The following is a 25,231-nucleotide window of genomic DNA, read 5'->3' as shown; positions in this document are numbered from 1 at the left end:
TGTCCATCATGCAAATAACGTAAGCGGATACGATAAAGCTTGATATCCATATGCCGCTCACGTTTTTCTTTGCACGTAACGTAAACGTTTACTACCTGTTTGTCGAAGAACCATTTTTCACTTTGAGGAGGAACTCTCATGACCAAACGCCGTGCGGCCTTTTATTGGATGACCTTACCCGCTCTCCTGCTATTCTTTGCTTTCCACACTTATCCGGCCCTTCAAGGCATATTTTATGCGTTCACGAACTGGGACGGCTTTAGCGGCGGGTACGAGTTCATCGGCCTAAAAAACTTCGTGAATGTGTTCAAGGATTCCAATGTGCTGGACGCCTACATCTTTACATTCAAGTATGCCATTACGGCGACCATTCTTATCAACGTCCTCAGCCTGCTGATCGCATTAGGGCTAAATGCAAAAATCAAGGCGAAGAACTTCTTCCGTGCATTTTATTTTCTTCCTAATGTCCTTGGCGTTCTGATCATCGGATACATTTTCAACTACCTGTTCTCCAACGTCTTCCCTGTATGGGGCGAGAAGCTTGGGAGCGACTTATTATCGACCAACCTTTTAGGAAATCCGGACTGGGCATGGATTGGCATCGTTTTTGTTGGAGTATGGCAAGCCATTGCTTACAATACGATTCTTTACCTGGCAGGGCTCCAAACGATTCCGACCGACTTGTATGAAGCTTCGAGCCTTGACGGTGCCTCCAAATGGCAGGAGTTCTGGAAGATCACCTTCCCGATGCTCGCTTCGTTCTTTACCATCAATATGGTGCTGGCCATGAAAGGCGGCCTGATGGTATTCGACCAGATCGTCGCGTTAACCGGAGGGGGTCCCGGGACGGCTACGCGCTCCATTGCGCTGCTGATATATCAAGGCGGATTCACCGGCGGCGAGTTTGCTTATCAATCGGCCAATGCGGTCATCTACTTCATCGTGATCGTCGCGATATCCTTGTTCCAAATTAAAGTTCTGCAAAGACGGGAGTTGGATCAACTATGAAAAAGAAAATCAATTGGCTCGCGACAATACTCATTGCGCTTGGCTCCCTTTTCATTTTGTTCCCGCTTTACATGACAGTCAGTATCGCCTTGAAAAACCCGGAGGAAATGGCGAACTCTATCTTCTCCTTGCCAACCGGCCTACATTTCAGCAATTTCACGCGGGCCATTGAAGCCACCGACTTCTTTCAGGCTCTTGGGAATAGCATCGTGGTAACGGTCGTATCGGTTGTCTTTATCCTATTGACCAATTCCCTGGTCTCTTATGCCATTGCACGCAACATGAACCGCAAGTTCTTCAAAGGTCTGTATCTTTACTTTATCAGCGCGATGTTCATTCCGTTTCAAATCATTATGCTGCCGGTCGTGAAAGTCACCACCGAGCTTAGCATGAACAATATTCCCGGCTTGATCATTCTGTACATTGTATATGGCCTGCCGTTTAACGTCTTCGTCTATGTCGGGTACATCCGCTCCGTGCCGATCGAACTGGAAGAAGCGGCTAGAGTGGACGGCACCTCCACCTGGGGGACCTTCTGGCGGATCATTTTTCCGCTACTTGCACCGATCAGCGCTACGGTTGCCATCTTGTCCAGCTTATCGGCGTGGAACGATTTCCTTCTCCCCCTCATCCTGTTAGCTGAACCGACCCAATATACCCTGCCTCTCGTGCAGTACGTGTTCCAGGGCCAATTCAGCACGGATTACAATCTGGCCTTCGCCTCCTACTTGCTGGCGTTGCTGCCGATGGTGATCGTCTATCTGTTCCTTCAGAAATGGATCATTAACGGGATTACTCAAGGGGCAATCAAAGCCTGAATGCAAACACAAAACGACCCAAGCCTTCGTGAAGACACGGATGGCTTGGGTCATTTTTTATTTCAACGTGATATCTTTCTCCCAGGTCAATTCCTGGCCTTGCTCATTGCCGAATACGAAGGTGACCTTTCCCTCTTCGCCTTTCATCTCATCGGGATAGAGGAATCCCATAAACTGTCCGTTCCCGCTGATGTAGAAGCCGTTCCCGCCGTTTTGCCCATGCTGAATAGCTTCCTTCAGCGTATTCACGATCTCGTTTTTCTCCGACTTCCACTTGATTTCCTTGAGCATATAACCTTCCGGCGCTTTCTTGACGGTGAAGTCAAAGCTGCCCCCTTCTGCAAGCGGTTTGGGTGTCTGATCAATGACAATCAGGATATCCCCGTTAGCAGTGCCGTTTGCATCAGCTTGGTTACCGTTTGCATCGCCTTGATTGCCGTTCGTCGCTGCCTCGTTGCCTGAGTTGGCCGTGTTATCCCCCGAGTTGGTATTGGCCGACGACGGATCGCTGACCCCTACCGTATTCGAAGGCGCATTCTGGCTCTGCGGCGCTCCGGTAAGGGTTTTGCTGCCGCATGCGCTCAGCATCAGTACCGTGGCCAGGGCCATCAACAAGAATATTAGGGTTTTACGTTTCATCATGAGTTTCTCCTCCGTTTTGGGTTTCTTTATCTAGTAAGGTAAAATAGAAAGCTACACCTTGCTCCGTATTCAAAGCGCCATATTCACTGCCATGCAGCTCCAGGATATGCTTTACGATCGCCAGTCCCAGACCGGTTCCGCCTGACTTGCGGTCACGAGAACGCTCCGCCCGGTAGAAATGGTCCCAGATCCGAGTGAGATCCGCCTCAGCGATGGAAGGGCCGGCATTTTCGATCTTTGTCGTGATTGTCCCATCCTCGTCTCGGTGCAGTCCGATGTGAATCGTGCTATGCTCTCGGGCATGACGGACGGCATTGCTTAATAAGTTCAGAATCACTTGCTCGATGCGTCTCGGATCCGCCCAAACCGTGACTTCATTCCGTTCTGGGGGCAACTTCCCCCCTTCTTGGCTCCGGTTCAGTTCGATCCGAAGTTCCTTCGCCTCCAACTGCTGGTCAAAGGACTCCGCCACCCGTTTGATCAGGCTGGTCAGAGAGAAGCTCCGGGGATGGAGCTGCACCTTCTTCACCTCAAATTTGGACAATTCCAGCATATCCATAATCAAGGCGTTCATGCGGTCGGTTTCGCTGACGATCAGGGCCAGATACCGCTCCTTCTTGTCGTCCGCCACGCCGTCCTGCAGCCCTTCGGCAAACCCTTTGACGATGCCAAGCGGTGTTTTTAACTCGTGCGAAATATTGGCGACTAGTTCCTTACGCAGCTCTTCTGCGATCCGCTTCTCCTCCACGTCGAGCTGCAGCTGATGGTTTGCGCGGGTTAACTCCTTCAGCGCCTGATCCAAATTACGCGACAACCGCGCAAGATGACGGGACAACTCGCCGAACTCATCCTTGGACCGGGCCTCCGGCACCGCGGAGAAATCCAGCTCCGCCAGCCGAGCCGCCGTACGATTCAGGGCGAGCAGCGGACGGGAAACCATCCGAGAGAAAATCAGCGACAGCAGCAGCACTAGCACGACGATCAGCGGCGCTAACACAATGACATAACGTTGAAGGATATCCACGGCCTCGCCAACCGGCTGCAATGAGCTTAACGCAACCATGTAGCGTGGGCCGGTCTTGCCTTCATTTGCGAGCGGCTGCAGTAGCACTACGTATTCGACGCCGCTCCATGTGTCACGCCATTCGAAGCGTACCGGATAACCTTCACGCAGACGGGTCTTAGAGGTTTGGGCCCTCCAGGTTTGGAGCGCATCATCGATCAGCGTATCCTGATAAAAGGGATTATAGGAGCGGGAGTTCAGCTCCGGCAGCAGCAGATCCGTCACTTCACCTTCCGACCGCACCAATCCGATGTCGGGTTCTTGGGTCGCCTCTACCGACAAGCGGATGTTCACGGGATTCATGATCGTATCCAACTGATCCATGAACATCCCATCGACCGTTAGCCGATCGCCGATGGCAGCCTGCGGAATCGCCTCGCTTGTCGTTCCTTCGGTCGGAATCACCACCTTCACCGTTTTCCCGTCCGAAGTTCGTATATCGATGTAATAGGGTTCATAGTGAAGCTGCGTAAACTCCCGATTCAGAATCGCGATGCTGGCATCGTGTCGGTTCATAAATTCGCCCAGCTGCCGGGAAACCTGCTGCTCATCGTCGGGATGCTTCCTATACTGCGCGGCGAAGCTCTCCATGCTCCCCGCCAGACGGCTAATTTTAGTTCCTCGGTAAAACCGCTCGAAGAATACTCCCTCCGCCGCCATCACCACCAAGAAGGCCAGCAGGACCAAAGCCGATGTTACGACGAACAACTTGAAAACAACGCTATGCCTTTTCATGGGTTCATATCGAATTTATAGCCCGATCGGATCACGGTCGCGATGTACCGTCCTTCGTCTCCCAGTTTGGCTCTTAATTTTTTGATATGGGTATCCACCGTCCGTGAATCCCCCAAATAATCGTAACCCCAAACCGCATCCAAAATAGCTTCTCGGCTCAGCACCTTACCGGTATGCTTAACCAGAAAGATCAACAGCTCATATTCCTTTGGCGTCAGATTAACCGGCTCGCCCCTGACGGTTACGACATGGGATTCTCGATTGATCGATAAGTCGCCGAATACTTGCGTTTCGCTGTCTCGGCCGACCGTGCCTTCCTTCCTCTTCATCAAGGCGGTGGCACGTGCAACGAGCACTCTTGGACTCAGCGGCTTCGTCACGTACTCGTCGGCGCCCAGCTCGAATCCAAGCAGTTGGTCGTCGTCTTCGGCCCGGGCCGTCATGATAATGATCGGCACGTCCGATTTGCCGCGAATTCGCCGACATACCGACCAGCCGTCCATCTCGGGCATCATGATGTCCAGCACGACCAGGTCGACGGAGGTTTGCTCGAACATCTCGAGCGCGATCCGACCGTTTTCCGCTTCATGAACTTCCCACTGTTCTTTTTTAAAATAATCGGTAATAAACTCGCGCATCAGCACGTCGTCTTCCACCAGCAATATGCTTCGTTTCATTCGGGCATCACCTATGCTCGTATTCTGGCCTTCCCACTACACTTCTATGAATTCGGGCGGCACCTCCATTCCTCCTTGCAAAACCAAGTATAACGAAGCGATGTGTCCGCCGTGTGAACTTAGGGTGAACATCAAAAAGGACTTTCCGCGCGGAAAGCCCTACCTTCAAATTCAGATGCACTTTCGATTTCCATTAGGGATGACTACAAGACCATCGCCCAAGGGGCTTCCACGCAAACATGGGCGGCCACATCTCAGGAATGGAAAGGGTTCGGTGGCTTATTCTTGGAGGATAACCACATTGCAGTTACTGTCCCGGCAGATTCGCAGTCCCGTTTCGGCGTACGTCCGTGGGCTATTGATAATGAGCAGGCAAGCGTTTGTGGAAATTAAGCGAAGAAATGACGGGGGTCCATTTTGATTTATCTTAATGAAGTGCACTCCACCACATCTATACCTCAGTTATATTCAAGGTAAAGCATCCAGAGATAAATACAGACAGGCTGCGGAAACGGCAAAGAACAGGAAAGAAATCCGACGATTTCTACGCATATTAAACCCGAAAGCTCCAAAGAAGATCATGGCTGCGAGCTTCGACACGCTATCCGAATAGCCGCCCAGCGAAAAAACGGAACTGCTAAACACAATAGACGACAATAAAGAAATCACGACTCCCATACGAAACCACAAGGGTTCTCTCATGAATAAATGAAAGAATGATTGAATTTGTCTCACAAGCCCCTCCTTCTGAGCAGTCACGATAAGCGAATAAGAAAACCCTTGATTTATCACCGTTTTTGACAAATCAAGGGTCTTATCGTGTCACAAACCTGCATTGTAAATTGTCTCAGTTAACCGTTACTCACCATGTGCTTTTCGTTCTCTTCGATTTATTGCCATAACGAAGTAGCGCAAGCAACAGGAAGCCGATTCCTGCTCCGTTCATCAACCCCAACCCAAAATCCGTCATCTGGATGTCGCTTCTACCGAGGTACATTGCCAGAACAATGAACAACATACCGACCATGGTCAACAACAGGCCTTGCATCTTCTCTTTCGTCATGGAAAACCCTCCTTAAATCTTATACGCCTTCATGGCTTTGCGCAGTTCTTTGAAGGTAGGACGTTTGCCGTACAGCAGGACGCCGGTGCGGTAAATTTTCGCGGACAGCCAGCCGAACAGGAAGATCGCAATGGCTAGGACAACCAGCGAAAGCGCAATTTCCCAAACTGGCGGTTCGCCGATGCCAATCCGTACGATCATCGATACCGGTGACACGAACGGGATGAAAGAACTCACCTTCATGAGCAGCGAGTTTGGCGTGCTCAAGCTGAAGATCCCGATATAGAACGATGCCAACGACAACATCGTGATCGGCATGACTGCCTGCCCCAGCTCTTCAGTGCGGCTGACCAGCGAACCGATCGCGGCAAACAGTGTCGCATATAAGAAGTATCCCAAGATGTAAAAGACAAGGCCAAGCACTAAGACTTCCACGCGGATATCGGACAATTGAAGGTTGAAATCCGCCAACACCGGCTGATTATACGGCAATGAAATGTTGATCGCAATAACGCCGGCAAAGATAGCGATCTGTAACAAGCCAATGAAGAACATCCCGAGGATCTTGCCGAACATTTGCGCCAACGGCGATACGCTCGTGATGAGAATTTCCATGATCCGCGAACTTTTCTCCGCGGTAACCTCGGCCGAGATCATATTCCCTGTCATCATGATCGTCATGAAGAACAAGATGATCAATACGTACACAATCACGTAGTTAATCGCACCGGTCTCTTCCGCCTTATTCCCGGTTTCGCTTCCACCCGTTTCCGGCGAAGCCTTCACCGTATCAATTTGCACCGGCGCGCTCAGCGCGGCAATCTGCTCATCGGTCAGCATGCCCTTCGTCAAATACTCCGCCTTGACGTTCTGCAGTGCCGCTTGCAGCGCGGTTTGCAGCCCCATCCCCAAGCTGTCTTTCTTGGAAGTGTAGGTCACGGTCGGGAAGACACCGCCGTCCCCTTCAGCAAATTGCAGATAACCGTCAATGTCTCCAGCATCGATCGCTGCCTGCAGTGCCGCTTTATCTGCCTGTTCGTAAGGAATAAGCGTGTAGCCTGCTGCCGGCTGTTTCGCCGTATAAGCCTCAAGCGATTTCGCCAGTTCCGTCTGTCCTTCGTAGATAAGACCGATCTTGGCCGGATTGTCGTCCCCACCGGTAAACTTGTCGATAAAATAAGGTACATGCATCCCGATGGTCACGAGCAGAGCCAACACGAGCGTAGTAATAAGAAATGATTTCGTTCTGACTTTATTCATAAAAGTAAAGCCAACAACCGTCCCCATTTTATTCATTCGACTCACCTACCTCTTTAATAAAGATCTGATTCAGGGTGGGCTCCTTGATCTCGAAATGCTCCACTTCACTGACTTCCATCGCTTTACGCAGGATTTCTTGTGCAGCCGCTACCTGCGAGATGCGCACGAGGTAACCGCGTTCCTTCCGCTCTACCTTCTCGACGCCTGCAATCTGCTCCAGCCCGGTCACTTCACCGATCGTGTGCAGCAACACTTCTTCACGAGGATACCGCTTTTTAATCTCCCGCAGATTGCCTTGCAGCACGGTGTTTCCGCGATGCAGAATCGTGATGTTGCGGCACAGCTCCTCCACATGTTCCATCCGGTGGGTGGAGAATAGGATACTGGTGCCTTGATCGCGCAGCTCCTTCACCGTCGCTTTCAGCAGCTCGACATTAACCGGATCCAACCCGCTGAACGCTTCGTCCATGATCACGAGTTTCGGTTTATGGACAACCGCGGCTATGAAGCCCATCTTTTGCTGGTTCCCCTTAGATAACTCCTCGATCTTCTTGTCGTAATATTCCGGCACTTCGAACCGATCAAGCCAATATTTCAAGCTCTTGTCGGCTTCCGCCGCAGACATGCCGCGCAGCCGCGCCAGGTAAATGATCTGGTCGCTGACCTTCACCTTCGGATACAAGCCGCGCTCTTCCGGTAAGTAGCCCATCTTCGCTTGCAACTCGCGGCCATAGGGCTTCCCGTCATACGAAATCTTCCCGCCGTCCGGATAGATTAAACCCAGTACCATCCGCATTGTCGTTGTTTTGCCGGCGCCGTTTGCCCCGAGCAATCCGTAAATCTCGCCTTCCTCCACCTGCAGTGAGATGTTGTCGACGGCGGTCTTCTCGCCAAATTGCTTCATTACGTTTTCCAGAACCAATGGATTTGCCATATTCCCTCTCCTTCTTCTATATGAAATCAATTCATCCCATTAAGCCATTGTCGCTTCCGGTGCCGGTTTGACCGGTGGATGCCCTTGGATCCACAGCTGCAAAATCTCATCCAGCTCTAGGCTGCGGGTCTGCATGACCTGTAGCCCTTTGGCCGCAAGGCTTTGCTGGAGTTGCCCTTCATGCTGCTCCTGTACAACCAGCTTGGTCACCGACGGGCCATCCACGCAGAGGATCGTTCCTTGCGGTAAATCGTCCGGCGAGCACCCGCCGCTGCGGATCCAGATCTCTTTCCAACTGCTGAATAATTGATCCTTCTCGGCCATCCCCAGCACCTGTCCGTGATGCACCAATGCGATGTAATCGGCCAGCCGTTTCACTTCCTCAGCGACATGTGTTGCGAGGAGTATCGTCATATCCTCATCGGCCATGAACTCCCGGAGCTCCTCAATCATGCTCTTCCAGGCGAACGGATCCAGTCCCGAAGAAGGCTCGTCGAGCAGCAACAGCTTCGGCCGAGCCGCCAGCGCCGCTGCGATTTCGAATTTCCGCCGCTCCCCTTTGGACATTCGATTGAGTCGTTCCTGTCTCGGGACATCAAATCGATCCATCAAAGCTTCAAAGAGCTTCTCATCCCAGGATGGATACCAATGCGACCGGAACTGAGCTGCCCGCTCCGCCGTCATATAATTCTCTTCCGGCTCAGGCGCTTCGGGGACATACCCGATTTGTTGACGCAGATCAATCGGTATCACGCCGGAGAATGTTTGCCCGAACCAACGGATCTCCCCCGCATCAGGCCGGAGCATCTGCTGGATCATTTTCATGATTGTGCTTTTTCCCGATCCGTTAGGTCCGACCAGAGCCACAATATACCCCTTCGGCACTTGCAAGTGTAGCGGTCCAATCGTCTTGCGACGCCCCTGCTTAAGAGCTCCGACCAGCTCAATTGCCATAGGTTGTTCCATTAGTTCGTTTCCTCCTTGCGTGGCGACGCATCGTATTTCTGCTTCACGATTTGCAAAAACAGCTGCTTCAGCTCTTCCGCCCCATATTGCAGTGATTGTCCGGCATCAACAGCCTTTTCGATCGCTTCCTTCACCACTGCGGTGCGGTATTCATCTCGCTCACCTGCAGTGACCTTGGCGACGAAGGTCCCCGTTCCCTGCTTGGTACGAAGGAGTCCCTCGGTCTCTAAGTCTTGGTAAACCCGGCGTACCGTGATCACGCTGCAATTTAAGGCGCCAGCGAATTCCCGGATTGAAGGCAGCAACGTCCCTTCTTCGATTTGTCCGCTGACGATCAACGACCGGAGCTGCGACTCGATCTGATGATACAGCGGCGCGGCGCTATTTTCGTTAATTTGAATGGGAATCCACACCCTTCTTGCTCACCTCCGCCTTACTCCCCTTTTTTCCGTACTTCATTAGCCCAAATCTCGTTGGTTTAGTTTCCGCAGCGTCACCGAGGACAGTGAGGCCAATCCAACAATCCCTACAGTCAGTGTGCCCCACATCAATGGAGACCGTACGAGATGTTGCCGGGAGAACTCCAGGGTGAACGACATGAGGTTGCCGCCAAACCAATTCGCAGCAAATGCGATTAGCCCCAAACCAAGCATCAGCAGGAAGGTTAACCATAAATAAACTTTGCCCTTCTTCAGAAGCTCGAAGTAGATGAACACCCCGTTGATCAATAATCCATAACCGTTCCAAGTTAAAGCAAACACAATAAATGTACCAAGCCCCAATCCACTGTTATTCATCAGTTTCGTTACCAGATAAATACCGCCGTAGAACAAAACGCTATTCAGCAGCATCGCTACCCCCAATTGGATCAACCGTTCCCGAATCACTGTCTTTAAGGGAATCGGTAACACACGGTAATAACGCAGCATCTGAGTATAGGTGTCTCCTTTAATGTAGTTAAATGATCGCCGAGTAAAGAAGAAACCCGTGAACGGAACCATCGCCAACATCAAGAAGTCAACCATCGGATTCATTACGTAATCGGTCTCCTCCCGAGCCCCCACCAAGGAGCCGAGCATCAGCGCGACGTAGAGCATAAAGATGACGTTCCAGATCAAATAAAGCCGATCGTTTCGCAAATCTTTTTTGAAGATGAACCACGCGTCTTTCCAACTGTCCAAGTCGATCAACCTCTTTTCATCCCATTCGCCTTCAGCTTGTTTCTCTCATTCGTCAATGAATTTTGTAATCACTGTGCTTACTGTTTATATCTTTATACACAGTATAATCACTGTGCTTACCCATGTCAACATTTTCCTTTGGTTACATAAAAAAAACGCCAACAGCGCGATTCCTCAAGAATCCGCCATTGGCGATTAGCCTTACGATCAAATGAAGTTTTCCGTTAGACTAGCCTACCCTAAGCTCCCAAAATCACTTCCCACACCGGCTTCGTATGGCCGCCCGGATACATCAGGTACAACAGCACATATACAGCTACACCGGTAATGGCCGTACAGAACCAAATGACCGAGGTCACCCGGCCCCATTTGCGGTGTTTAGCGTATTTTGCCTTAAAGCCTAGTACCAACGTAGTGATTCCGAATACAGCCGCGACGGTTGCCAACACGATATGGAAAACAAGGAACGTTTGATAATAGCCCTTCAGGCTGTCCGGTCCGCCCCATGACGTATTGCCGATAAATACGGTCCGCGACATGTAGATCACGAAGAACAGCAAGGCAGCCGCGGCGGCAGCGATCATCGTCTTTTTGTGGGCTTCTCGTTTCCCTTTGATGATTAGCCCCCAACCGATCGCAACCAGCACCGCACTAATGACGATAAACGATGTGCTTAGCGTCGGAAATAACGTGAACAGATCCAATTTGCATCCTCCTAAACATAGACCACATTTTGTGAGCGTGTACACTGGCCCTGTTATGTCACGGCCCAGCTTGCGGGGGCAGCGGCGGATTTAAGGGATCATTCGGTCGCGCCATCCCCAGCATTTCATCTTCCTCGGCGTTCTCCCGGTTCTCTTGCTTGTACCACTGGAAGAATACATAAGCCAGCATCGACGCAAAGATGAATTCCTGAATAAATTTCATCAGGATCCCTCCCACCTGCTGATCAATGTCCGGCTGCAGGTAACCAAAGAACTCGGGACCGCCAAATTGGCGGAGCAGCATCGCCGGATCGCCAGCCACGCAGTAACCCATTGCCCGCGCCCAAACCGCAGGATCGCTGTACGTCGCATACAGCGGTTCATCGGCAAAGATGATCAGTCCGCAGGCCGGCGTCAACAGAACCATATTGAGGAAGATAAAACCCATCTTCTTGAGCCCCTGAACACCGGCCCGTTCCGGCAGCGGGTTGACCAACGTCCACCACATGAGCACCGCGGCGACAAATAAGACAATGTAATACAAGCGATGTATCCCGAAATGAAGCATGACATAATCATGCACGACCGGCAGATGGTAAAACGAAAATAACCCGTTAAACACCACAGCCGCTACTACCGGACGAGCAAACACCTTCAACTTACTCAAAGGGCTCCCGGCCAGGTAAGAGGTCACTCGCCGCCAAACCCACGGCGGCAGGCCCAGCATTAATAACGGCGGCGCCAGCAGATAGGACAACGCCATGCTGAGCATGTGAAAGCTGAACATCATGTGGCCCAGCAGTTCCACCGGACCTCCTTGAGCCAGGTAGAGCAACACCATCCCGGTAACGAACAACAGTTTCCGTCCTACCGAAACGTGAGAATTCCCCTTCGCCCATCGTTCACTGCCCGGCCCGATCAACACGAAATACCCGCCTGTAATCAATAGCATCAAGGCCAAGAATACCGGACTCCAAACCGCCGTAAATGTAAAATATTCTAATCCCAGCACGGCAAACCCTCCTTCCGTAGCGCCGTCAGTTCTGTCCAAATTGTGAACAAGCCTGCAAATACGACAAAAACGGTGACAGCGCCCCAAAGGGGCGGTACCGTTTCTGCTTTGTTCCTATAGATATCCAGTTCTTCGTTTACCACCACATCCAATATAACGCGGCAATAATCGCTGTAAATGCAACGAAAAATCCGCCAGCCATGAAGATAATCGGGATCAAATGCCCCTTATCCTTCATATGCATCCAATAACCCAGTTGAATCAGCACCTGTAACACCGCCATCACGAGCAGCAAAATAACGGTAAAAGCGGTGTTCACCCCGCCTGCCGCAACCGCTGCGAAAGCGATTAGGGTTAGGACGATGGAGAAAATAAACGCGATGATATGCTTCTCCGGACCTTCATGCCGCTGGCGATGCTTTACCGCCGGCGAACCGTTCGATTCCTGATTAACCATCCGTTAGACCACCTTTCCGAGCAGGTAGACAACCGTGAAGATGAACACCCAGACCACGTCGATGAAATGCCAGTAAATGGCCGACACATAAACCTTCGGTGCCGTGACGACGTTCAGGCCCTTTTTAAAGAGTTGCCCGATGAGCAGAGAAATCCACAAAATCCCGAACAATACGTGCGCTCCGTGGAAGCCCACTAACGTGTAGAACGCTGAACTGAACGCACTTGTCGTCATCCCGTACTCTTCATGCAGTACATACTCGGCAAATTCGTAAATTTCCAGTACAAGGAATGCGAGGCCGAGCAGCACGGTTACGCCTAACCAACCTGCCAGTTTCCCTTTATCGCCGCGATGCATCGCCTGGATGGCGAAAACACTCGTTAAACTGCTGACCAAGAGGATAAAGGTTGCGGCTGCCGTCATCGGTAAGTTAAACAGTTCGCTTGCAGACGGGCCATCGGCGATTTGGTTCCGCAACGTCAGGAAGGTCGCAAACAAAGTACCAAACAGAACCGCCTCGCCTCCGAGGAACAACCAGAAGCCCAAAATTTTATTACGGCCTTCCAGCGTTGCCTTCTCCGGTTCATGCGGCAGCGTGCCGGTTACATGCGATGTGTTTGGCGTACTCATGCTTTGACCCCCTTCCCATTCAGTTCGTCCAGTTCAATGTGCCAGCCGTGATCGTCATACAACGAACGGAGCAGCATGCACAGGAACGTGATCGCCAAGCCGATCCCGACGACAATATAGTTGTTGAACAGGAAGTTCATCAAACCGTTACCGAAATCATCGTTCGTGAACATAAAGCCCAAACCCGCGATGAACAAGCCGACCGACATAATGAAAGGAAGAATCGTCGGCGATGGCATATGGATCGGTCCAACCGGCTCCGCCGGCGTCATTTCCTTATTCCCGGCCATCTTCTCTTTCCAGAACGCGTCGATGCCGCGTACCAGCGGAATTTGTTTAAAGTTATACTCTTCCGGCGGCGAGGCAATCGACCACTCGAGCGTACGTCCGTCTTCCCAAGCATCGCCAGGTACGCCTTTCGGTTTGCTTGCCGTGATGGCGATATTCACCAAGAACAAGATCACGCCAACCCCCATCAGGAATGCACCGATCGTACTGATCAAGTTCATCAAATCAAAGCCTTGATTCGGCAAATACGTGAAGACGCGGCGCTGCATCCCGATCAAGCCAAGGAAATGCTGCACGAAGAACGTCATGTGGAAACCGATGATAAAGAACCAGAACTCCCATTTACCGAGTCTTTCATCCAGCATGCGGCCGAACATCTTCGGCCACCAATAATGCAGTCCGGCAAACAAGCCGAGTACAAGACCACCTACAATAACATAGTGGAAGTGCGCTACGACGAAATAAGTATCATGATATTGGTAGTCCGCCGGCGCCGAAGCCAGCATAACCCCGGTTACCCCGCCCATTACGAAGGTTGGGATAAACCCGGAAGCGAACAGGTTTGCCGTCGTAAAGCGGATTTGTCCGCCCCACATCGTGAACAACCAGTTGAAGATTTTGATCCCCGTCGGAACGGCGATCAGCATCGTGGCGATAGAGAACAGGGCATTAGCCACCGGTCCCATCCCTGTCGTAAACATATGGTGCGCCCAAACCATGAAGCCGAGAAAGGCGATCAAGATCGTGGCGAATACCATCGAGCTATAACCGAACAGTCGCTTACGCGAGAACGTACTTACAACCTCGGAGATGACTCCAAACGCCGGCAATATCAAAATGTAGACCTCGGGGTGACCGAAGATCCAGAAAATATGTTGCCATAGCACCGGGTTGCCGCCGCTTTCTACATTAAAGAAGTTAGCGCCGAGAATCCGGTCGAACGTGAGTAGCACCAATCCAACCGTAATCGCCGGAAAAGCGAACAGGATCATTGCCGACGTGACGAACGATGTCCAGGTGAACATCGGCATCCGCATAAAGGACATCCCCGGCGCACGCATCGTGATGATCGTCGCCAGGAAGTTAATGCCGCCGATCAGTGTCCCAAGACCGGCAATCTGCAGGCCGATCGTGTAGAAATCAACCCCGTGCGTCAAGCTATAGGTCGTTGACGAGAGCGGCGTGTACGAAGTCCATCCGGCATCCGGAGCGCCGCCCATGATCCAACTGAGGTTCAGCAGCAAGCCGCCGAACAGGAACGTCCAGAACCCAAGGGCGTTCAGAAAAGGAAACGCCACGTCCCGAGCCCCGATCTGCAGCGGAATCACCGCGTTCATCAGAGCGAAGATGACCGGCATAACGCCAAGGAAAATCATCGTTGTGCCGTGCATCGTGATTAATTCGTTAAATTGCTGTGCCGTTACAAAACTATTCATCGGTTTTGCCAGCTGCACGCGGATCAGCAATGCTTCGATGCCGCCGATCCCAAAGAAGAAACCGCCCGCCACTAAATACAAAATGGCGATTTTCTTGTGATCGACCGTCGTCAACCAGTCCATTATTCCCTTGTGCCGCTTGACAGTGTGAGCATGAGCCAAGGTTTGTACCCCCTCTTTTAATTCCTATCTATCCATGCCGTCCATAGAGGCACGCAAGATTAATAAGATAATTTGCTGTTTGCCAAGTAGTCGGCGATCGCTTCAATATCCGCATCCGTCAATCCGAGGTCTTGCTTCGGACTCGGCATTTTGTTGCCCGGTTTCACCTTCTGCGGATCTGTCAGCCATTCCACCAAATTATCCTTGACCGGTTTGCCGTCGATCGGTTTGCCGGACGCTTCTGCATTATGTAAAATGCTCGCCACCGTCTCTCTGCTGCCGATGCCCGTCAGGTTTGGCCCGATCGGTCCACCTTGATCGCCAACGGCGTGGCAGCTCAAGCATTGCGTCTTAAACACTTCAGCCACGGCCGGATCTTGAATCGTTTGGACCGGCGCCTTCATCGCTTCAACCCAACGGTCGAAGGACTCCTGGCTAACCGCCTTGACTTTGAATTCCATGAAGGCGTGGGATTTCCCGCACAGCTCGGCGCATTTCCCGAGGTAAACCCCTTCATTCGTGGCTTCCAGCCAAGCTTTGTTGACCGTTCCGTCCGTATTCGTATCCGTTTTGCCGCCGAGCGAAGGCACCCAGAAGGAGTGCAGCACGTCGGCCGTCTTCAGCTCAAGCGCAATTTTCTTGCCCGTAGGAATGATCATATCCTGGGCTGTCGTAATTCCGTATTCCGGATAGGAGAACTCCCACCAGAACAAATGCGAAGTCACTTTGACTTTCACCGCATTCGCATCCTTCGAGTAGTCCTCGCCAAAAGCAAATACTTTCTGCACCGTCGCAACCGCCAGAATCAACACCAGGACCAGCGGAATGGCCGTCCAGATAATCTCCAGCTTATGGTTGCCTTCAACTTGCTTCGGAATATCCGTTTGACCCGGCTTGCGGCGGTACTTGACCCACACGTAAGCGGCAATTCCGAAAACGATCAGCATGACGACTACCATGATCGTAATCGACAGCTTAATTAGTCCAAGCTGACCCTCGGCTACCGGACCCTGCGGTCTAAGCACGGACAGGTCTTCGCGGCCGCATGCGGACAAGAGGAGCGCTAGCATGGCAAACATAGGTACTAGCCGCTTAACAGCCTTCCACGGTTTCATCATTGATCTACCCCACTTCTTACGTTTTCTTCCGCAGCATCACAGAGATTCTTAGCCTAAACAGCTCGAAAATCTACCTGTCTATCACGGAAACTACATTCCTGTCAATTACAACAATCACCTATTAAATATATGATCGAACCCCTCTTTTGTCAATGATTCAGGGGCAGTTCACAAATTGTTCAAATATCCGAAAAGCCGCACCACAAAAGGTTTTGTTAACGTTTTCCCTCGTTCGACACCCCTTGAAAAGGCTGCCAATTTTGAACATTTCCCGGCGAATTGTGACGAATCCTCGCTCTGCTTCATTTTTGACATTTCTTCAAACTTTATTTCATTATAACTGAAGTAAAAACCTGTTTTCTGCTTAGAGATACGGACTTCTAGAGGGACATTCAGCCGATGAACGGTGCATCCGTTGATCAGTAGAGGGTGCGAGTTGCTCGAGATACTACGATGTTGAGTTGGCGTTGGACGGTGGCTGACGGGTTGGTGGAGAGGGCCTTGCACTGGGTAACGGCGGAGATAGCGCGGGATTGTTTGCTCTAGGTGCGGTGAAGTAACTGGAGTGGTGTTGGGAGGGGGGGGATACTCGGAATCAAGTGGACGCATTTGCTTGGTAACTAACTTTCTAGAGGCAACTCTAACGGAACGTAATGACCTTATTTGCTCATTTCCCGGCCATTTCCCACAGTAACGGAACCCAGAGACCTTATTCGGCTTATATCGCCGGGATTTAGCCTTGATTGTACTAAATAAGGTCTCCCGGTTCCGTTAGAAATCGGGACATTGCCAAATCCGATAAATAAGGGCTCTTAGTTCCGTTAGAATATAGAAATGTGGCGATGGTACGTAGACGGAACGTAGTACTGAACATACGCGAAACATAGCAGTGCAAAGTTGGAGTCGCCCAGCCCCTCCCCATAAAATCTTATCTTAAAAAGAAAAAAGAGAGCTATGCGCTCTCTCTTCATCACCCTATTGTCCATTCGTAAGCACCAGCGGCCCGTCCTCCGTGATCGCCAGCGTGTGTTCGTAATGCGCTCCTAGGCTGCCGTCCGCGGTGCGTATCGTCCACCCATCGTCCTCCCACAACACGGCGCCGGTGTCCCCGCCGGTAAAGATCGGCTCGATCGTGATGACCATGCCCGGCTGCAGCGTTACCCCGCTGCGCGGACGGCCAAAGTTCGGTACGTCCGGTGCCTCGTGCATCGCCCGGCCGATACCGTGGCCGATCAGCGGCTTCACGATGCCGATGTTTGCCGCCTGCGCCACGCGCTGCACCGCATAACCGATGTCGCCGATCTTCTTGCCGGGTACGGCCTCAGCGATTCCGGCCAACAAGGCTTGCTCGGTGGTCGTGAGCAGCTTCTCCGCCTCATCGCTCACCTGCCCGATCCGATAAGACCAGCCGGAGTCGGCCATCCACCCATTTTTGCCCACAACGATGTCGATCGTCACGATATCCCCCGCCGCAAGCTTGTGATTACCCGGAAACCCGTGGCATACCACGTCATTAATCGACGCGCAGGTGGCAAACGGAAACCCGTGGTAGCCTTTCTGCTCTGCCGTGGCTCCCCGCTTCTCCAAAAACGACTCCACAAAGGCGTCGATCTCCAATGTTGTGATTCCCGGTCCAATCATTTTGGCGATTTCGCGGTGGCACTCGGCCAATATCCGTCCCGCCTCGCGGATCCGCTCGATGTCCTCTTTTGATTTTAAACGTACCTTCATGCTCCGGTTCTCCTCCCGCTGCCGTCCGACGATTGATTTCGTGAGTTTCCGCCTGTTTCATTAATATATGTGGGAACGGACGAAAAAAACCGCCCCGAACGCCCAAGGCGACGGAACGGCGATATGCTAACATTCAAATGGTTCAGGAAACGGACGAATCCAATTTCCCGAGCTCATGCTCAACCAGGTGGGTCAATTCCTCTTCATAGCCGCCCATAATACGATACTTGCGGACATATTCTTTCACGAACTTCTTCGGATCCTTCGGTTTGAAGATTCGGGTCATTTCCCGTAAACTTTCTTTCACTTCGTCATGACCTTTCGTTGCCATAGTGATTCCCTCCCAGAACGCTTAAGGTAAATGCTCCGATTTTGCGATGCCGAAAAGTGTAGGTTCACAATCATGAAGTCGTGCCGGCTATTCAGTTGTATGGAATGACCTCCTATTCCCTTATTGTAACATATTCAGGATCAGGTTTCAGCTTTCTTCCAATCGTACATTTTTTATCCGTTCGATCTAAACATATTTATAAACGGGAGGAAGGGGCAAACTACAAGCAACTTAAGGACATGGATTGGACTTGAAGAGGAGTGATATTTCATGACTTCCCAAACTCCGAAAATCATTATTTTATATGCCAGTTACGGGGATGGGCATTACCAAGCTTCCAAAGCGGTCGAAGCCAGCTTGCGGAGCAGAGGCGTGACCGACGTTACGCTACTCGATTTGATGGCTGAGGCCCATCCGTTGATCAACGGCATCACGAGGTTCGTGTATTTGCAAAGCTTCAAAACAATTCCCCGCCTCTACGGTTGGGTTTATAACGCCACGAAAGAAATGCCTCAGGAAGCGCCTTTGCTTGAAGTGATAAATTCGCTTGGGGCCGGGAAGCTGCAACAAACGCTGAGGGAACTTAGGCCAGATTTGATTATTCATACCTTTCCCCAATTAGCAATGCCCCGGCTGTTAAAACGGACCGGTCAGTCATTGCCGCTCGTCAACATCGTGACCGACTTTGACTTGCACGGACGATGGATTCACCCGGGGGTTGACCGTTACTACGTGGCGACCGACGACATGAAGGCAGAAATGATGAACCGCGGCATTCCCGAAGACCGTATTCGGGTGAGCGGCATTCCCGTCAAACCGGAATTTGGCCGCCAATCTAAGACCAGCGAGAAGTCCTTCCCAGAGCCACTCCAAAGACTTCTCTCGGAGCGTCCCGTCGGCAAACCCACCGTTCTGTTGATGGCCGGAGCCTACGGGTCCATGCAAGGAGTACGCGAAGTCATCGAACGGTTAACTGCCCTGGATCGTTATCGAGTCATCACGGTATGCGGGTGGAATCGCGAGCTTTACCGGGGGCTTCAGGGGCAACTCCGCCCCCATCCGGACGTTCACCTCATCGGATACGTCAAACAGGTGGCCGAGCTGATGCGGAGCAGCGACTGCATCGTGACCAAGCCGGGCGGGATTACTTTGTCCGAAGCGTTGGCCTGCCAATTGCCGATATTCATCTATCGCCCCGTTCCCGGGCAAGAGCTCAATAACGCGCGATACCTGGCGCAAAAGGGCGTAGCTTGTATCACCCGTACCCCCGCAGAGTTGGCTCAGGAAATCGACGCGCTCTTCGGGGATGAATCCCGACTGACCGAGCTACGCCAGAAAATCGAAAGCCTCCGCCGGCCACAGGCCGCGGAGGTGATAGCAGATGATATATTACAGCAATGGTTCGCGCCCGAACGGGCCGAGCTGGTTCTTACGTGAGAGGGCTCGTCATACATTTAAGGTAAGACAATCCTCTCCCGAAAGAAGGTCATGTCCTTATGTCCCCTTTTAAATCATCCACCGGCCTCTACGAAAACGTCGCCGGCTTCCTGTGTTACCTGTTTGCGTTTGTCGGCGGCGTCGCTTTTCTTGCCCTGGAGCGGCGCAGCCGATTTGTGCTGTTTCACGCCCTGCAATCGGTCATGTTGTTTGGCGGCTTAATGCTGGCCCACGCCTTGTCCGGATTCCTGCCGGTCATCGGCATTGTCGTCAATCTGTTACTGAGCTTGCTTGGCGTGACGCTTTGGATCGTGCTGATGCTGGCCACGCTCCAAGGCAGATGGTTGAAGCTGCCCTGGATCGGCGAACTGGCTGAGAGACAGTTACAAAGGATGTAGCTACTCCCTCAATCCGTCAACTGCCGATAATTAAACCGTAGCTTGGGCTGTTTCGCTTGAATCGGTCTTAACTTCAGTCATGAATGCTTTACGTTTACCCCCTAGACCGTTAAACAGCAAATTCATCACAATCGCCGTAAAGCTGCCCGCGACGATTCCATTGTCTACGAGGATCCGAAGCGCGGCGGGCAGTCGATCAAATAGTTCGGGCATCACGGTTACTCCAAGTCCCATGCCGACGGAACAAGCGATGATCAACAGGTTCTCGTGCCGGTTCAAATCCACTTGGTCGCCCAGCATCCGGATGCCGGAAGACAAGACGAGCCCGAACAACGCGATCATCGCTCCGCCGAGCACCGACGTCGGTACCAACTGTGTCAAAGCGGCTATCTTTGGCACGAAGCCGATTAGAATCAGCAAACCGCCGGCCACCACGATCACGTCGCGAGTTTTCACCCGGCTCATTTGGACAAGCCCTACATTTTGCGAATACGTCGTATACGGGAAGGAGTTAAATATTCCCCCGAGCATGATCGCAAGGCCTTCCGCACGATATCCCCGTGTTAAATCCTTATCCGTAATCTCCTTATCCACGATCTTGCCCAGAGCCATAAACACGCCGGTTGATTCCGCGACGCTGACAATTGCCACAAGAATCATAGTTAGGATCGCCGAGGCATGAAAGGTTGGTTTGCCAAAATAAAACGGCTGCACGGCATGAAACCAACTGGCTTCCCTAAGCGGCGTCAGATCCACCTTGCCGGCGAGCGCCGCCACAAGGGTCCCGGCGATCAGTCCCAGCAGGACCGAGATCGAACGTGGAAAACCCTTAGCAAAGCGGTTCATCAAGATGACGAATAACAACACCCCGAAGCCAAGCGCAAGGTTGAGCGGGCTCCCGAAGTCGGGATTCTCGCCTGGACTGCCTCCGCCAAGATCGGAGATCGCCACAGGAATCAACGTGACCCCGATAATCGTGACTACAGAGCCGGTGACAACCGGTGGGAACAAAGCTATCAGCTTACCGAACAATCCGGCGAACAAGAAGACGAATAACCCAGAGGCGATGATCGCACCGTAAATGGCGGAGACCCCCGCACCGTCCGTCAGTCCGATGGCGATCATCGGCGATACGGCCTGAAAAGCACAACCCAGCATGACCGGGAGGCCGATCCCAAACCAGCGGTTCCCCCACACCTGAAGCAATGTGGCGACGCCGCAAGCCAGCAGATCGATAGCAATCAGATAGGTCAGCTGCTGAGGCGTGAAATGTAACGCGCCCCCTACAATCAGCGGTACGATAACCGCCCCGGCATACATCGCCAGCACGTGTTGCAAGCCGAGCGATAAGGTCTTCATCGGATGACGATGTTTCTGAAATATGCGTTCACGTTCCATATGGTTCAAGTTCCTCCCCTAGGTGATAATTAATCTCATGAATGAATGGGTGCATCCTCCAAAAAGGCAACCACTCCGTCTTCCAGCGAGGCAATTCGAACGAGCGATTCGACTTGGTATCCCGCTTCCGTGAGCAGCCGAGACCCTGGCTGGAACGACTTCTCAATGACGATCCCAATGCCGGCGACAGTTGCCCCGGCTTTTTCTACGATGCGGGCCAATCCGAAGGCTGCCTCGCCGTTTGCCAAGAAATCGTCCACGATCAACACCCGGTCGTCCGCACGCAGAAACTTTTTGGACACCGTGATCTCGTTCGTTTCCCGTTTGGTGAACGAGTAGACTTTTTCCACATAAATGTTGTCCTTCAACGTCAACGACTGATGCTTGCGCGCAAAGATCATCGGGACGCCAAGCTCCAACGCCGTCATGATCGCCGGGGCGATCCCCGAGGATTCGATTGTCAACACCTTCGTAATGCCTTCGTCGGCAAAACGCCGGGCGAACTCGGCCCCCATTTCCTTCATCAGCACCGGATCCATTTGATGATTAAGAAACGAATCCACCTTCAATACCTGGTTCCCCAGCACGATCCCCTCTGCCATCACCTTGTCCTTCAGCAACTTCATTCCTGTTGTCCCCTCTCCAAATCGATGATTTCTAAATATCAGCCAAACGCAAAAAAGCCCATCCCCTGACGGAAATGGACATGTAGACAGAAAGCACCCGATGCGGACCCGAAGAACCAAGCGAAACCGGTTAATCAGGCGTTAACCTACCTGAAGCCTCCGGTTCCCGGGTTTATGCGCGGCGTTACTTTCCGTAGTCCGATCATTCCGGTGATCAGGTAGAGACATGCAGGCCGATTCCTGCACTTATACGGAAAATCCAAAGATGAACACACAATGTTAGAAGTATAACGCATCCCGCCCGGGAAGAGGAAGAGGAATTTCGAGGGATTCGTGAAAACTTTGCAAAGCCTTGCAAGATGATCGCGGATAAACGGCGTTAAAGACCAGGTTAAAGCGGTTTAGGCTCCCGCGGCAATAGGTTGGTGAGCAGCGATTTCAACTCGCCGTCTTCCTTATAGCTCTTCTCACCCGTGTCGAGGCGGCGGACCCGGATCTCGCTGTAATTCGCGCCGGCTTCCGTCGGCTTGAACACGAGGTTTTGACGATCCTCCAGACGCAGCTTATATCCCATCTCTTCGAACATTTGCAGAAAGTCGCTTTCGGCCGGATCCTTCCCAGGATCGAGAAAAAGCAACCCCCGCAAGCTCTTTACTTCATCCTTATGTACGACGTCAAAATGTACGATGCATTCCATATGCTTCACGCTCCTGAACACAGAATTATGCGGTATAGCATCCCCTGCAAGGGGTGGAAGCATCCGCCGAAGCAGTGCATTCCCCTGGACCGGGGCGCCGCAAAAATAAAACCGGCATGACAGCTGCGGAGCGCTTCGATCGCTTTGCCCCTGGGCCGCCGTACCGGCGAATACCGCATGCTTACTTATTACTACGAAGGAGTGCTCTCCCGCGCCTGTTTACTTTATGACAACCTGATGAACTTTCGTTCCGCCTTAAATTTGTTCAGAGCCGCAATGCGGACACCATTTCGTGCCTTTCACTAACGTAGAAGAACAAATTTGGCATTTGACCGTGGTCACGCCACCGATCACCACTTCCACTTCCGAATTCTCGGTTTGTGGCGCAGCGGCGTTCTGCGACCAGCTGCGAATGCGCCGATCTAACTCTTCCTGGCGTTTGCGCTCCCGCTCCAGTTCGCGCTGCCGACGCTCCTCATCCTCGGGGCCAACCGGCTCCACCGGTTCAGACACCTGCTCCGGTTCCCGCGACTCCGTCTTCTCGCGAACCAGGGAAGCGGCAAGCACCAGCGTATCCATCTCGCCCACCGCCATCGACTCCATGACGGGCGGCTCGAAGCTAACCGCTGCCTCGCTCACTACCGGTGGTTGTACCGGTTCCGGAGCAGGCTTCAGCAGCTCCGCCGGGACGGATGGCTTAGCCTTGACCAGCTTATGCCCGCAATATTGGCAGAACAGGGCATCCTCCGCTACGTTCCGACCGCAGGCACCGCACAAGCGTTCATTTTTGAGCTCGGCGATTTTTAGCCGAATCTCATCGCGCTCTTCCGTCAGCAGATCACAGGTCTTGGCCAACTCGAGCATCTCTTTTTCCGCTGTTGCCATGTCCTTTTTCCGGTAAGCCTCATAAAACACTTCGCCCATTTTTTGAAAATATAAACCGAGTTCACGTTCGATATTTGAAATTTGGGTGTTCAGTTTACCGATCTCCACGACATTTTGCGCGCGATCGGTAACCTTGCCCGCACCGTCTTTCAACCGTTGTAAAATATTCATGACATGATTCCTCCCCGCGAAATATTCATTATCATACCAGATTTTGCCCCCCCATGAAACCGTCCTGCGACTCAGGAAGCGGCTTCTCCGGGTTTCCATTGGCGCCACGTTCCAAATCCGGGACAGCATGTTGTAATTTGTACAACATATGGGACACGGACGCGGGGATAGAACCTGAAATGTTGCTTTTGTTACAACATTTTTGTCCAGTTCAGCAACTGCAGGGGAGAAATGTTGCAAAAACTGCACAATTTCGACTGATACGTGAGCATGAAGGCTCAAATGTTGCAGGAAGTGCAACATTTCCGCCATTTCAGAGGCGGATGGGCCGAAAATGTTGCAGGAAATGCAACATTGGGTGCGGGGAGTGTCCTAAGGTGCGCATGGAGTGAGGGCAAAAGAGACAGCCGACCGCAGCGGTTGGCGGGTTCGGGGGCCTATCGCGGAGTGAGGCTCTAGCGGAGCCGGGCCTCACGAGGGGCCGTGCTGACCGTGCAGGGCAGGTCAGCGCGGCTTACGGCGCAGCGGGGCGGCAAGCTCCTCCGCCCGCTGCATGACCCGTTCGGCGACGAGCGACAGCCCCGTCGCCGCCCCCCGCACGCCGGGCAGCAGCGCAGCCCACGGCGCCGGGTCCGGGCCCGGCGGCGCGCTGGCCGCAGCCGGGCCCGCGGGGCCGAGTTCCACGTCGACGTCGTGGAACTCCGGCCCGGGCTCGTGCAGCCGGCCTTGCTCGGCTGCCTCCGCCAGCCGCTCGGCCAGCGGCTGGCCGCCCGGGCCGGCGGCCTCGCGCCGGGCGGCTTCGCGCGGCCCGGCGGCACGGCGCAGCGCCGCCTCGGCGTCCGCCAGCGGCGCATCGGCGGCCCAGGCCGCCCAGACGGCGGCGAGCAGCGCCTCGCGCGTCCAGCCGAGCCGGCTCAGCCGCAGCTCGGCGTCGGCCGCCCAGGCCGTCCGTGCGGCGGCCAGCGCTGGCGCGAGCCGGGCGCAGCCCGGGTCGCCGCACGCGCAGCGCGCGCCTGGGCTTGGCGTAGCGCCAACGCCAGCGCCGCTCTCGCCGCTCCCTGGCCCTTCGCCGCCGCGGCCCTCCGCGCCTACGAGCTCGCCCGCAGCTTCGCCTTCGCCAAGCGGCCACGGCGCGCGCTCCGCCGGCAGCTGCTTCGCGATGCCACCGGCCCCATGCTCGGCCAGCGCCGCCGCCAGGCGTGGCCGTTCCGCCAACCGCCGCAGCAGCGCCTGCTTCTCCCGCTCCGCCGATGGAGCCACCGGGATCAACACAACATGATCCGGTTCCAGCTCCACCCGCAGCCCATTCGCTTCATAGCGGACCCGCGGCTCTCCGGGTTCCAGCGCAACCGTCTTGGGCCTGGTCATGTGTATTCCTCCTCGTAGCAAGATATTTGTCTTCC

The 25,231-nt window shown here is 53.1% G+C and carries 27 protein-coding genes and 1 riboswitch; of the genes, 4 read left to right on the top strand and 23 right to left on the bottom strand.

What is annotated here, in order from left to right; all coding sequences use genetic code 11:
* Nucleotides 1–138: 138 nt before the first annotated feature.
* Nucleotides 139–1,008 (top strand): sugar ABC transporter permease, encoded by an 870-nt coding sequence (locus tag MKZ15_RS03405; protein WP_155607272.1) that lies wholly within the window; start codon nt 139–141, stop codon nt 1,006–1,008.
* Nucleotides 1,005–1,826 (top strand): carbohydrate ABC transporter permease, encoded by an 822-nt coding sequence (locus tag MKZ15_RS03400; RefSeq protein WP_155607273.1) that lies wholly within the window; start codon nt 1,005–1,007, stop codon nt 1,824–1,826. Before MKZ15_RS03405 ends, MKZ15_RS03400 begins: the two co-directional genes overlap by 4 nt.
* 57 nt (nt 1,827–1,883) lie before the next feature.
* Here the strand turns inward: MKZ15_RS03400 and MKZ15_RS03395 are convergent, their stop codons facing one another.
* The 18 genes from MKZ15_RS03395 to MKZ15_RS03310 all read right to left on the bottom strand — a co-directional run bounded on the left by MKZ15_RS03395 (nt 1,884) and on the right by MKZ15_RS03310 (nt 18,216).
* Nucleotides 1,884–2,468 carry a hypothetical protein gene (locus tag MKZ15_RS03395; protein WP_339819847.1) on the bottom strand — a complete coding sequence of 195 codons (585 nt, stop codon included), beginning with the start codon at nt 2,466–2,468 and terminating at the stop codon, nt 1,884–1,886.
* Nucleotides 2,455–4,266, bottom strand: a complete 1,812-nt coding sequence (locus tag MKZ15_RS03390; protein ID WP_339819844.1) for an ATP-binding protein — start codon at nt 4,264–4,266, stop codon at nt 2,455–2,457. Before MKZ15_RS03390 ends, MKZ15_RS03395 begins: the two co-directional genes overlap by 14 nt.
* On the bottom strand, nt 4,263–4,943 hold the full coding sequence (locus tag MKZ15_RS03385; protein ID WP_339819840.1) for a response regulator transcription factor: 681 nt from the start codon (nt 4,941–4,943) through the stop codon (nt 4,263–4,265). Before MKZ15_RS03385 ends, MKZ15_RS03390 begins: the two co-directional genes overlap by 4 nt.
* Before the next feature lie 468 nt (nt 4,944–5,411).
* Complete coding sequence (locus MKZ15_RS03380; RefSeq protein WP_339819839.1) at nt 5,412–5,678, bottom strand: hypothetical protein; 267 nt, start codon at nt 5,676–5,678, stop codon at nt 5,412–5,414.
* A 127-nt stretch (nt 5,679–5,805) separates the two neighbouring features.
* Entirely contained in the window at nt 5,806–6,006 is a 201-nt protein-coding gene (locus tag MKZ15_RS03375; protein ID WP_193416638.1) for a hypothetical protein, read from the bottom strand.
* Between the two features lie 12 nt (nt 6,007–6,018).
* Nucleotides 6,019–7,302, bottom strand: a complete 1,284-nt coding sequence (locus MKZ15_RS03370) for an ABC transporter permease (protein WP_339819838.1) — start codon at nt 7,300–7,302, stop codon at nt 6,019–6,021.
* Nucleotides 7,295–8,200 carry an ABC transporter ATP-binding protein gene (locus MKZ15_RS03365; RefSeq protein ID WP_155607278.1) on the bottom strand — a complete coding sequence of 302 codons (906 nt, stop codon included), beginning with the start codon at nt 8,198–8,200 and terminating at the stop codon, nt 7,295–7,297. The genes MKZ15_RS03370 and MKZ15_RS03365 overlap by 8 nt, the downstream gene beginning before the upstream one ends.
* Nucleotides 8,201–8,239: 39 nt before the next feature.
* Nucleotides 8,240–9,166 carry an ABC transporter ATP-binding protein gene (locus MKZ15_RS03360; RefSeq protein ID WP_155607279.1) on the bottom strand — a complete coding sequence of 309 codons (927 nt, stop codon included), beginning with the start codon at nt 9,164–9,166 and terminating at the stop codon, nt 8,240–8,242.
* Nucleotides 9,166–9,579, bottom strand: coding sequence for a GntR family transcriptional regulator (locus MKZ15_RS03355; protein ID WP_339819835.1), 414 nt, complete (start codon nt 9,577–9,579; stop codon nt 9,166–9,168). Before MKZ15_RS03355 ends, MKZ15_RS03360 begins: the two co-directional genes overlap by 1 nt.
* A gap of 45 nt (nt 9,580–9,624) precedes the next feature.
* Entirely contained in the window at nt 9,625–10,347 is a 723-nt protein-coding gene (locus MKZ15_RS03350) for a hypothetical protein (protein WP_339819833.1), read from the bottom strand.
* Between the two features lie 239 nt (nt 10,348–10,586).
* The gene (locus MKZ15_RS03345; protein ID WP_155607281.1) at nt 10,587–11,051 is read right to left on the bottom strand and encodes a DUF420 domain-containing protein; all 465 of its coding nucleotides are present in this window, start codon (nt 11,049–11,051) and stop codon (nt 10,587–10,589) included.
* A 58-nt stretch (nt 11,052–11,109) separates the two neighbouring features.
* On the bottom strand, nt 11,110–12,063 hold the full coding sequence (gene ctaG / locus MKZ15_RS03340; protein WP_193416642.1) for a cytochrome c oxidase assembly factor CtaG: 954 nt from the start codon (nt 12,061–12,063) through the stop codon (nt 11,110–11,112).
* Between the two features lie 136 nt (nt 12,064–12,199).
* Entirely contained in the window at nt 12,200–12,520 is a 321-nt protein-coding gene (locus MKZ15_RS03335; RefSeq protein WP_155607283.1) for a cytochrome C oxidase subunit IV family protein, read from the bottom strand.
* Between the two features lie 3 nt (nt 12,521–12,523).
* Nucleotides 12,524–13,150: a cytochrome (ubi)quinol oxidase subunit III gene (locus tag MKZ15_RS03330; protein WP_155607284.1), complete on the bottom strand. Its 627-nt coding sequence runs from the start codon at nt 13,148–13,150 to the stop codon at nt 12,524–12,526.
* Nucleotides 13,147–14,997, bottom strand: a complete 1,851-nt coding sequence (gene ctaD, locus MKZ15_RS03325; RefSeq protein ID WP_167521250.1) for a cytochrome c oxidase subunit I — start codon at nt 14,995–14,997, stop codon at nt 13,147–13,149. The genes MKZ15_RS03330 and ctaD overlap by 4 nt, the downstream gene beginning before the upstream one ends.
* Nucleotides 14,998–15,095: 98 nt before the next feature.
* On the bottom strand, nt 15,096–16,154 hold the full coding sequence (gene coxB, locus MKZ15_RS03320; RefSeq protein WP_155607286.1) for a cytochrome c oxidase subunit II: 1,059 nt from the start codon (nt 16,152–16,154) through the stop codon (nt 15,096–15,098).
* 975 nt (nt 16,155–17,129) lie between these two features.
* Entirely contained in the window at nt 17,130–17,885 is a 756-nt protein-coding gene (map, locus tag MKZ15_RS03315) for a type I methionyl aminopeptidase (protein WP_193416643.1), read from the bottom strand.
* Between the two features lie 142 nt (nt 17,886–18,027).
* The gene (locus MKZ15_RS03310; RefSeq protein WP_059042463.1) at nt 18,028–18,216 is read right to left on the bottom strand and encodes a hypothetical protein; all 189 of its coding nucleotides are present in this window, start codon (nt 18,214–18,216) and stop codon (nt 18,028–18,030) included.
* Nucleotides 18,217–18,486: 270 nt separating this feature from the next.
* Here MKZ15_RS03310 and MKZ15_RS03305 point away from each other — a divergent pair, with 270 nt between their 5' ends.
* Both MKZ15_RS03305 and MKZ15_RS03300 read left to right on the top strand, forming a co-directional pair.
* The gene (locus MKZ15_RS03305) at nt 18,487–19,653 is read left to right on the top strand and encodes a glycosyltransferase (RefSeq protein ID WP_339819825.1); all 1,167 of its coding nucleotides are present in this window, start codon (nt 18,487–18,489) and stop codon (nt 19,651–19,653) included.
* A 59-nt stretch (nt 19,654–19,712) separates the two neighbouring features.
* Nucleotides 19,713–20,051, top strand: a complete 339-nt coding sequence (locus MKZ15_RS03300) for a hypothetical protein (protein ID WP_155607289.1) — start codon at nt 19,713–19,715, stop codon at nt 20,049–20,051.
* Between the two features lie 30 nt (nt 20,052–20,081).
* On the opposite strand, the gene MKZ15_RS03295 is transcribed toward MKZ15_RS03300, so the two are convergent.
* From MKZ15_RS03295 to MKZ15_RS03275, 5 genes are all read right to left on the bottom strand, one after another.
* Complete coding sequence (locus MKZ15_RS03295; protein WP_339819823.1) at nt 20,082–21,449, bottom strand: nucleobase:cation symporter-2 family protein; 1,368 nt, start codon at nt 21,447–21,449, stop codon at nt 20,082–20,084.
* A 35-nt stretch (nt 21,450–21,484) separates the two neighbouring features.
* Nucleotides 21,485–22,075: a xanthine phosphoribosyltransferase gene (locus tag MKZ15_RS03290; protein WP_339819821.1), complete on the bottom strand. Its 591-nt coding sequence runs from the start codon at nt 22,073–22,075 to the stop codon at nt 21,485–21,487.
* Nucleotides 22,076–22,249: 174 nt separating this feature from the next.
* Nucleotides 22,250–22,349, bottom strand: a riboswitch (purine riboswitch).
* A gap of 117 nt (nt 22,350–22,466) precedes the next feature.
* Nucleotides 22,467–22,772 (bottom strand): hypothetical protein, encoded by a 306-nt coding sequence (locus MKZ15_RS03285; protein WP_339819819.1) that lies wholly within the window; start codon nt 22,770–22,772, stop codon nt 22,467–22,469.
* 255 nt (nt 22,773–23,027) lie between these two features.
* Nucleotides 23,028–23,828: a zinc ribbon domain-containing protein gene (locus tag MKZ15_RS03280; protein ID WP_339819817.1), complete on the bottom strand. Its 801-nt coding sequence runs from the start codon at nt 23,826–23,828 to the stop codon at nt 23,028–23,030.
* A 504-nt stretch (nt 23,829–24,332) separates the two neighbouring features.
* The gene (locus tag MKZ15_RS03275) at nt 24,333–25,196 is read right to left on the bottom strand and encodes a hypothetical protein (protein ID WP_339819815.1); all 864 of its coding nucleotides are present in this window, start codon (nt 25,194–25,196) and stop codon (nt 24,333–24,335) included.
* Between the last annotated feature and the right edge of the window lie 35 nt (nt 25,197–25,231).

This window comes from Paenibacillus sp. FSL R7-0216 (assembly GCF_037969915.1).
GTDB lineage: Bacteria > Bacillota > Bacilli > Paenibacillales > Paenibacillaceae > Fontibacillus > Fontibacillus rhizolycopersici.
The sequence above is the reverse complement of the archived record's forward strand: the minus strand, read 5'-3'. Positions and strand labels throughout refer to the sequence as shown.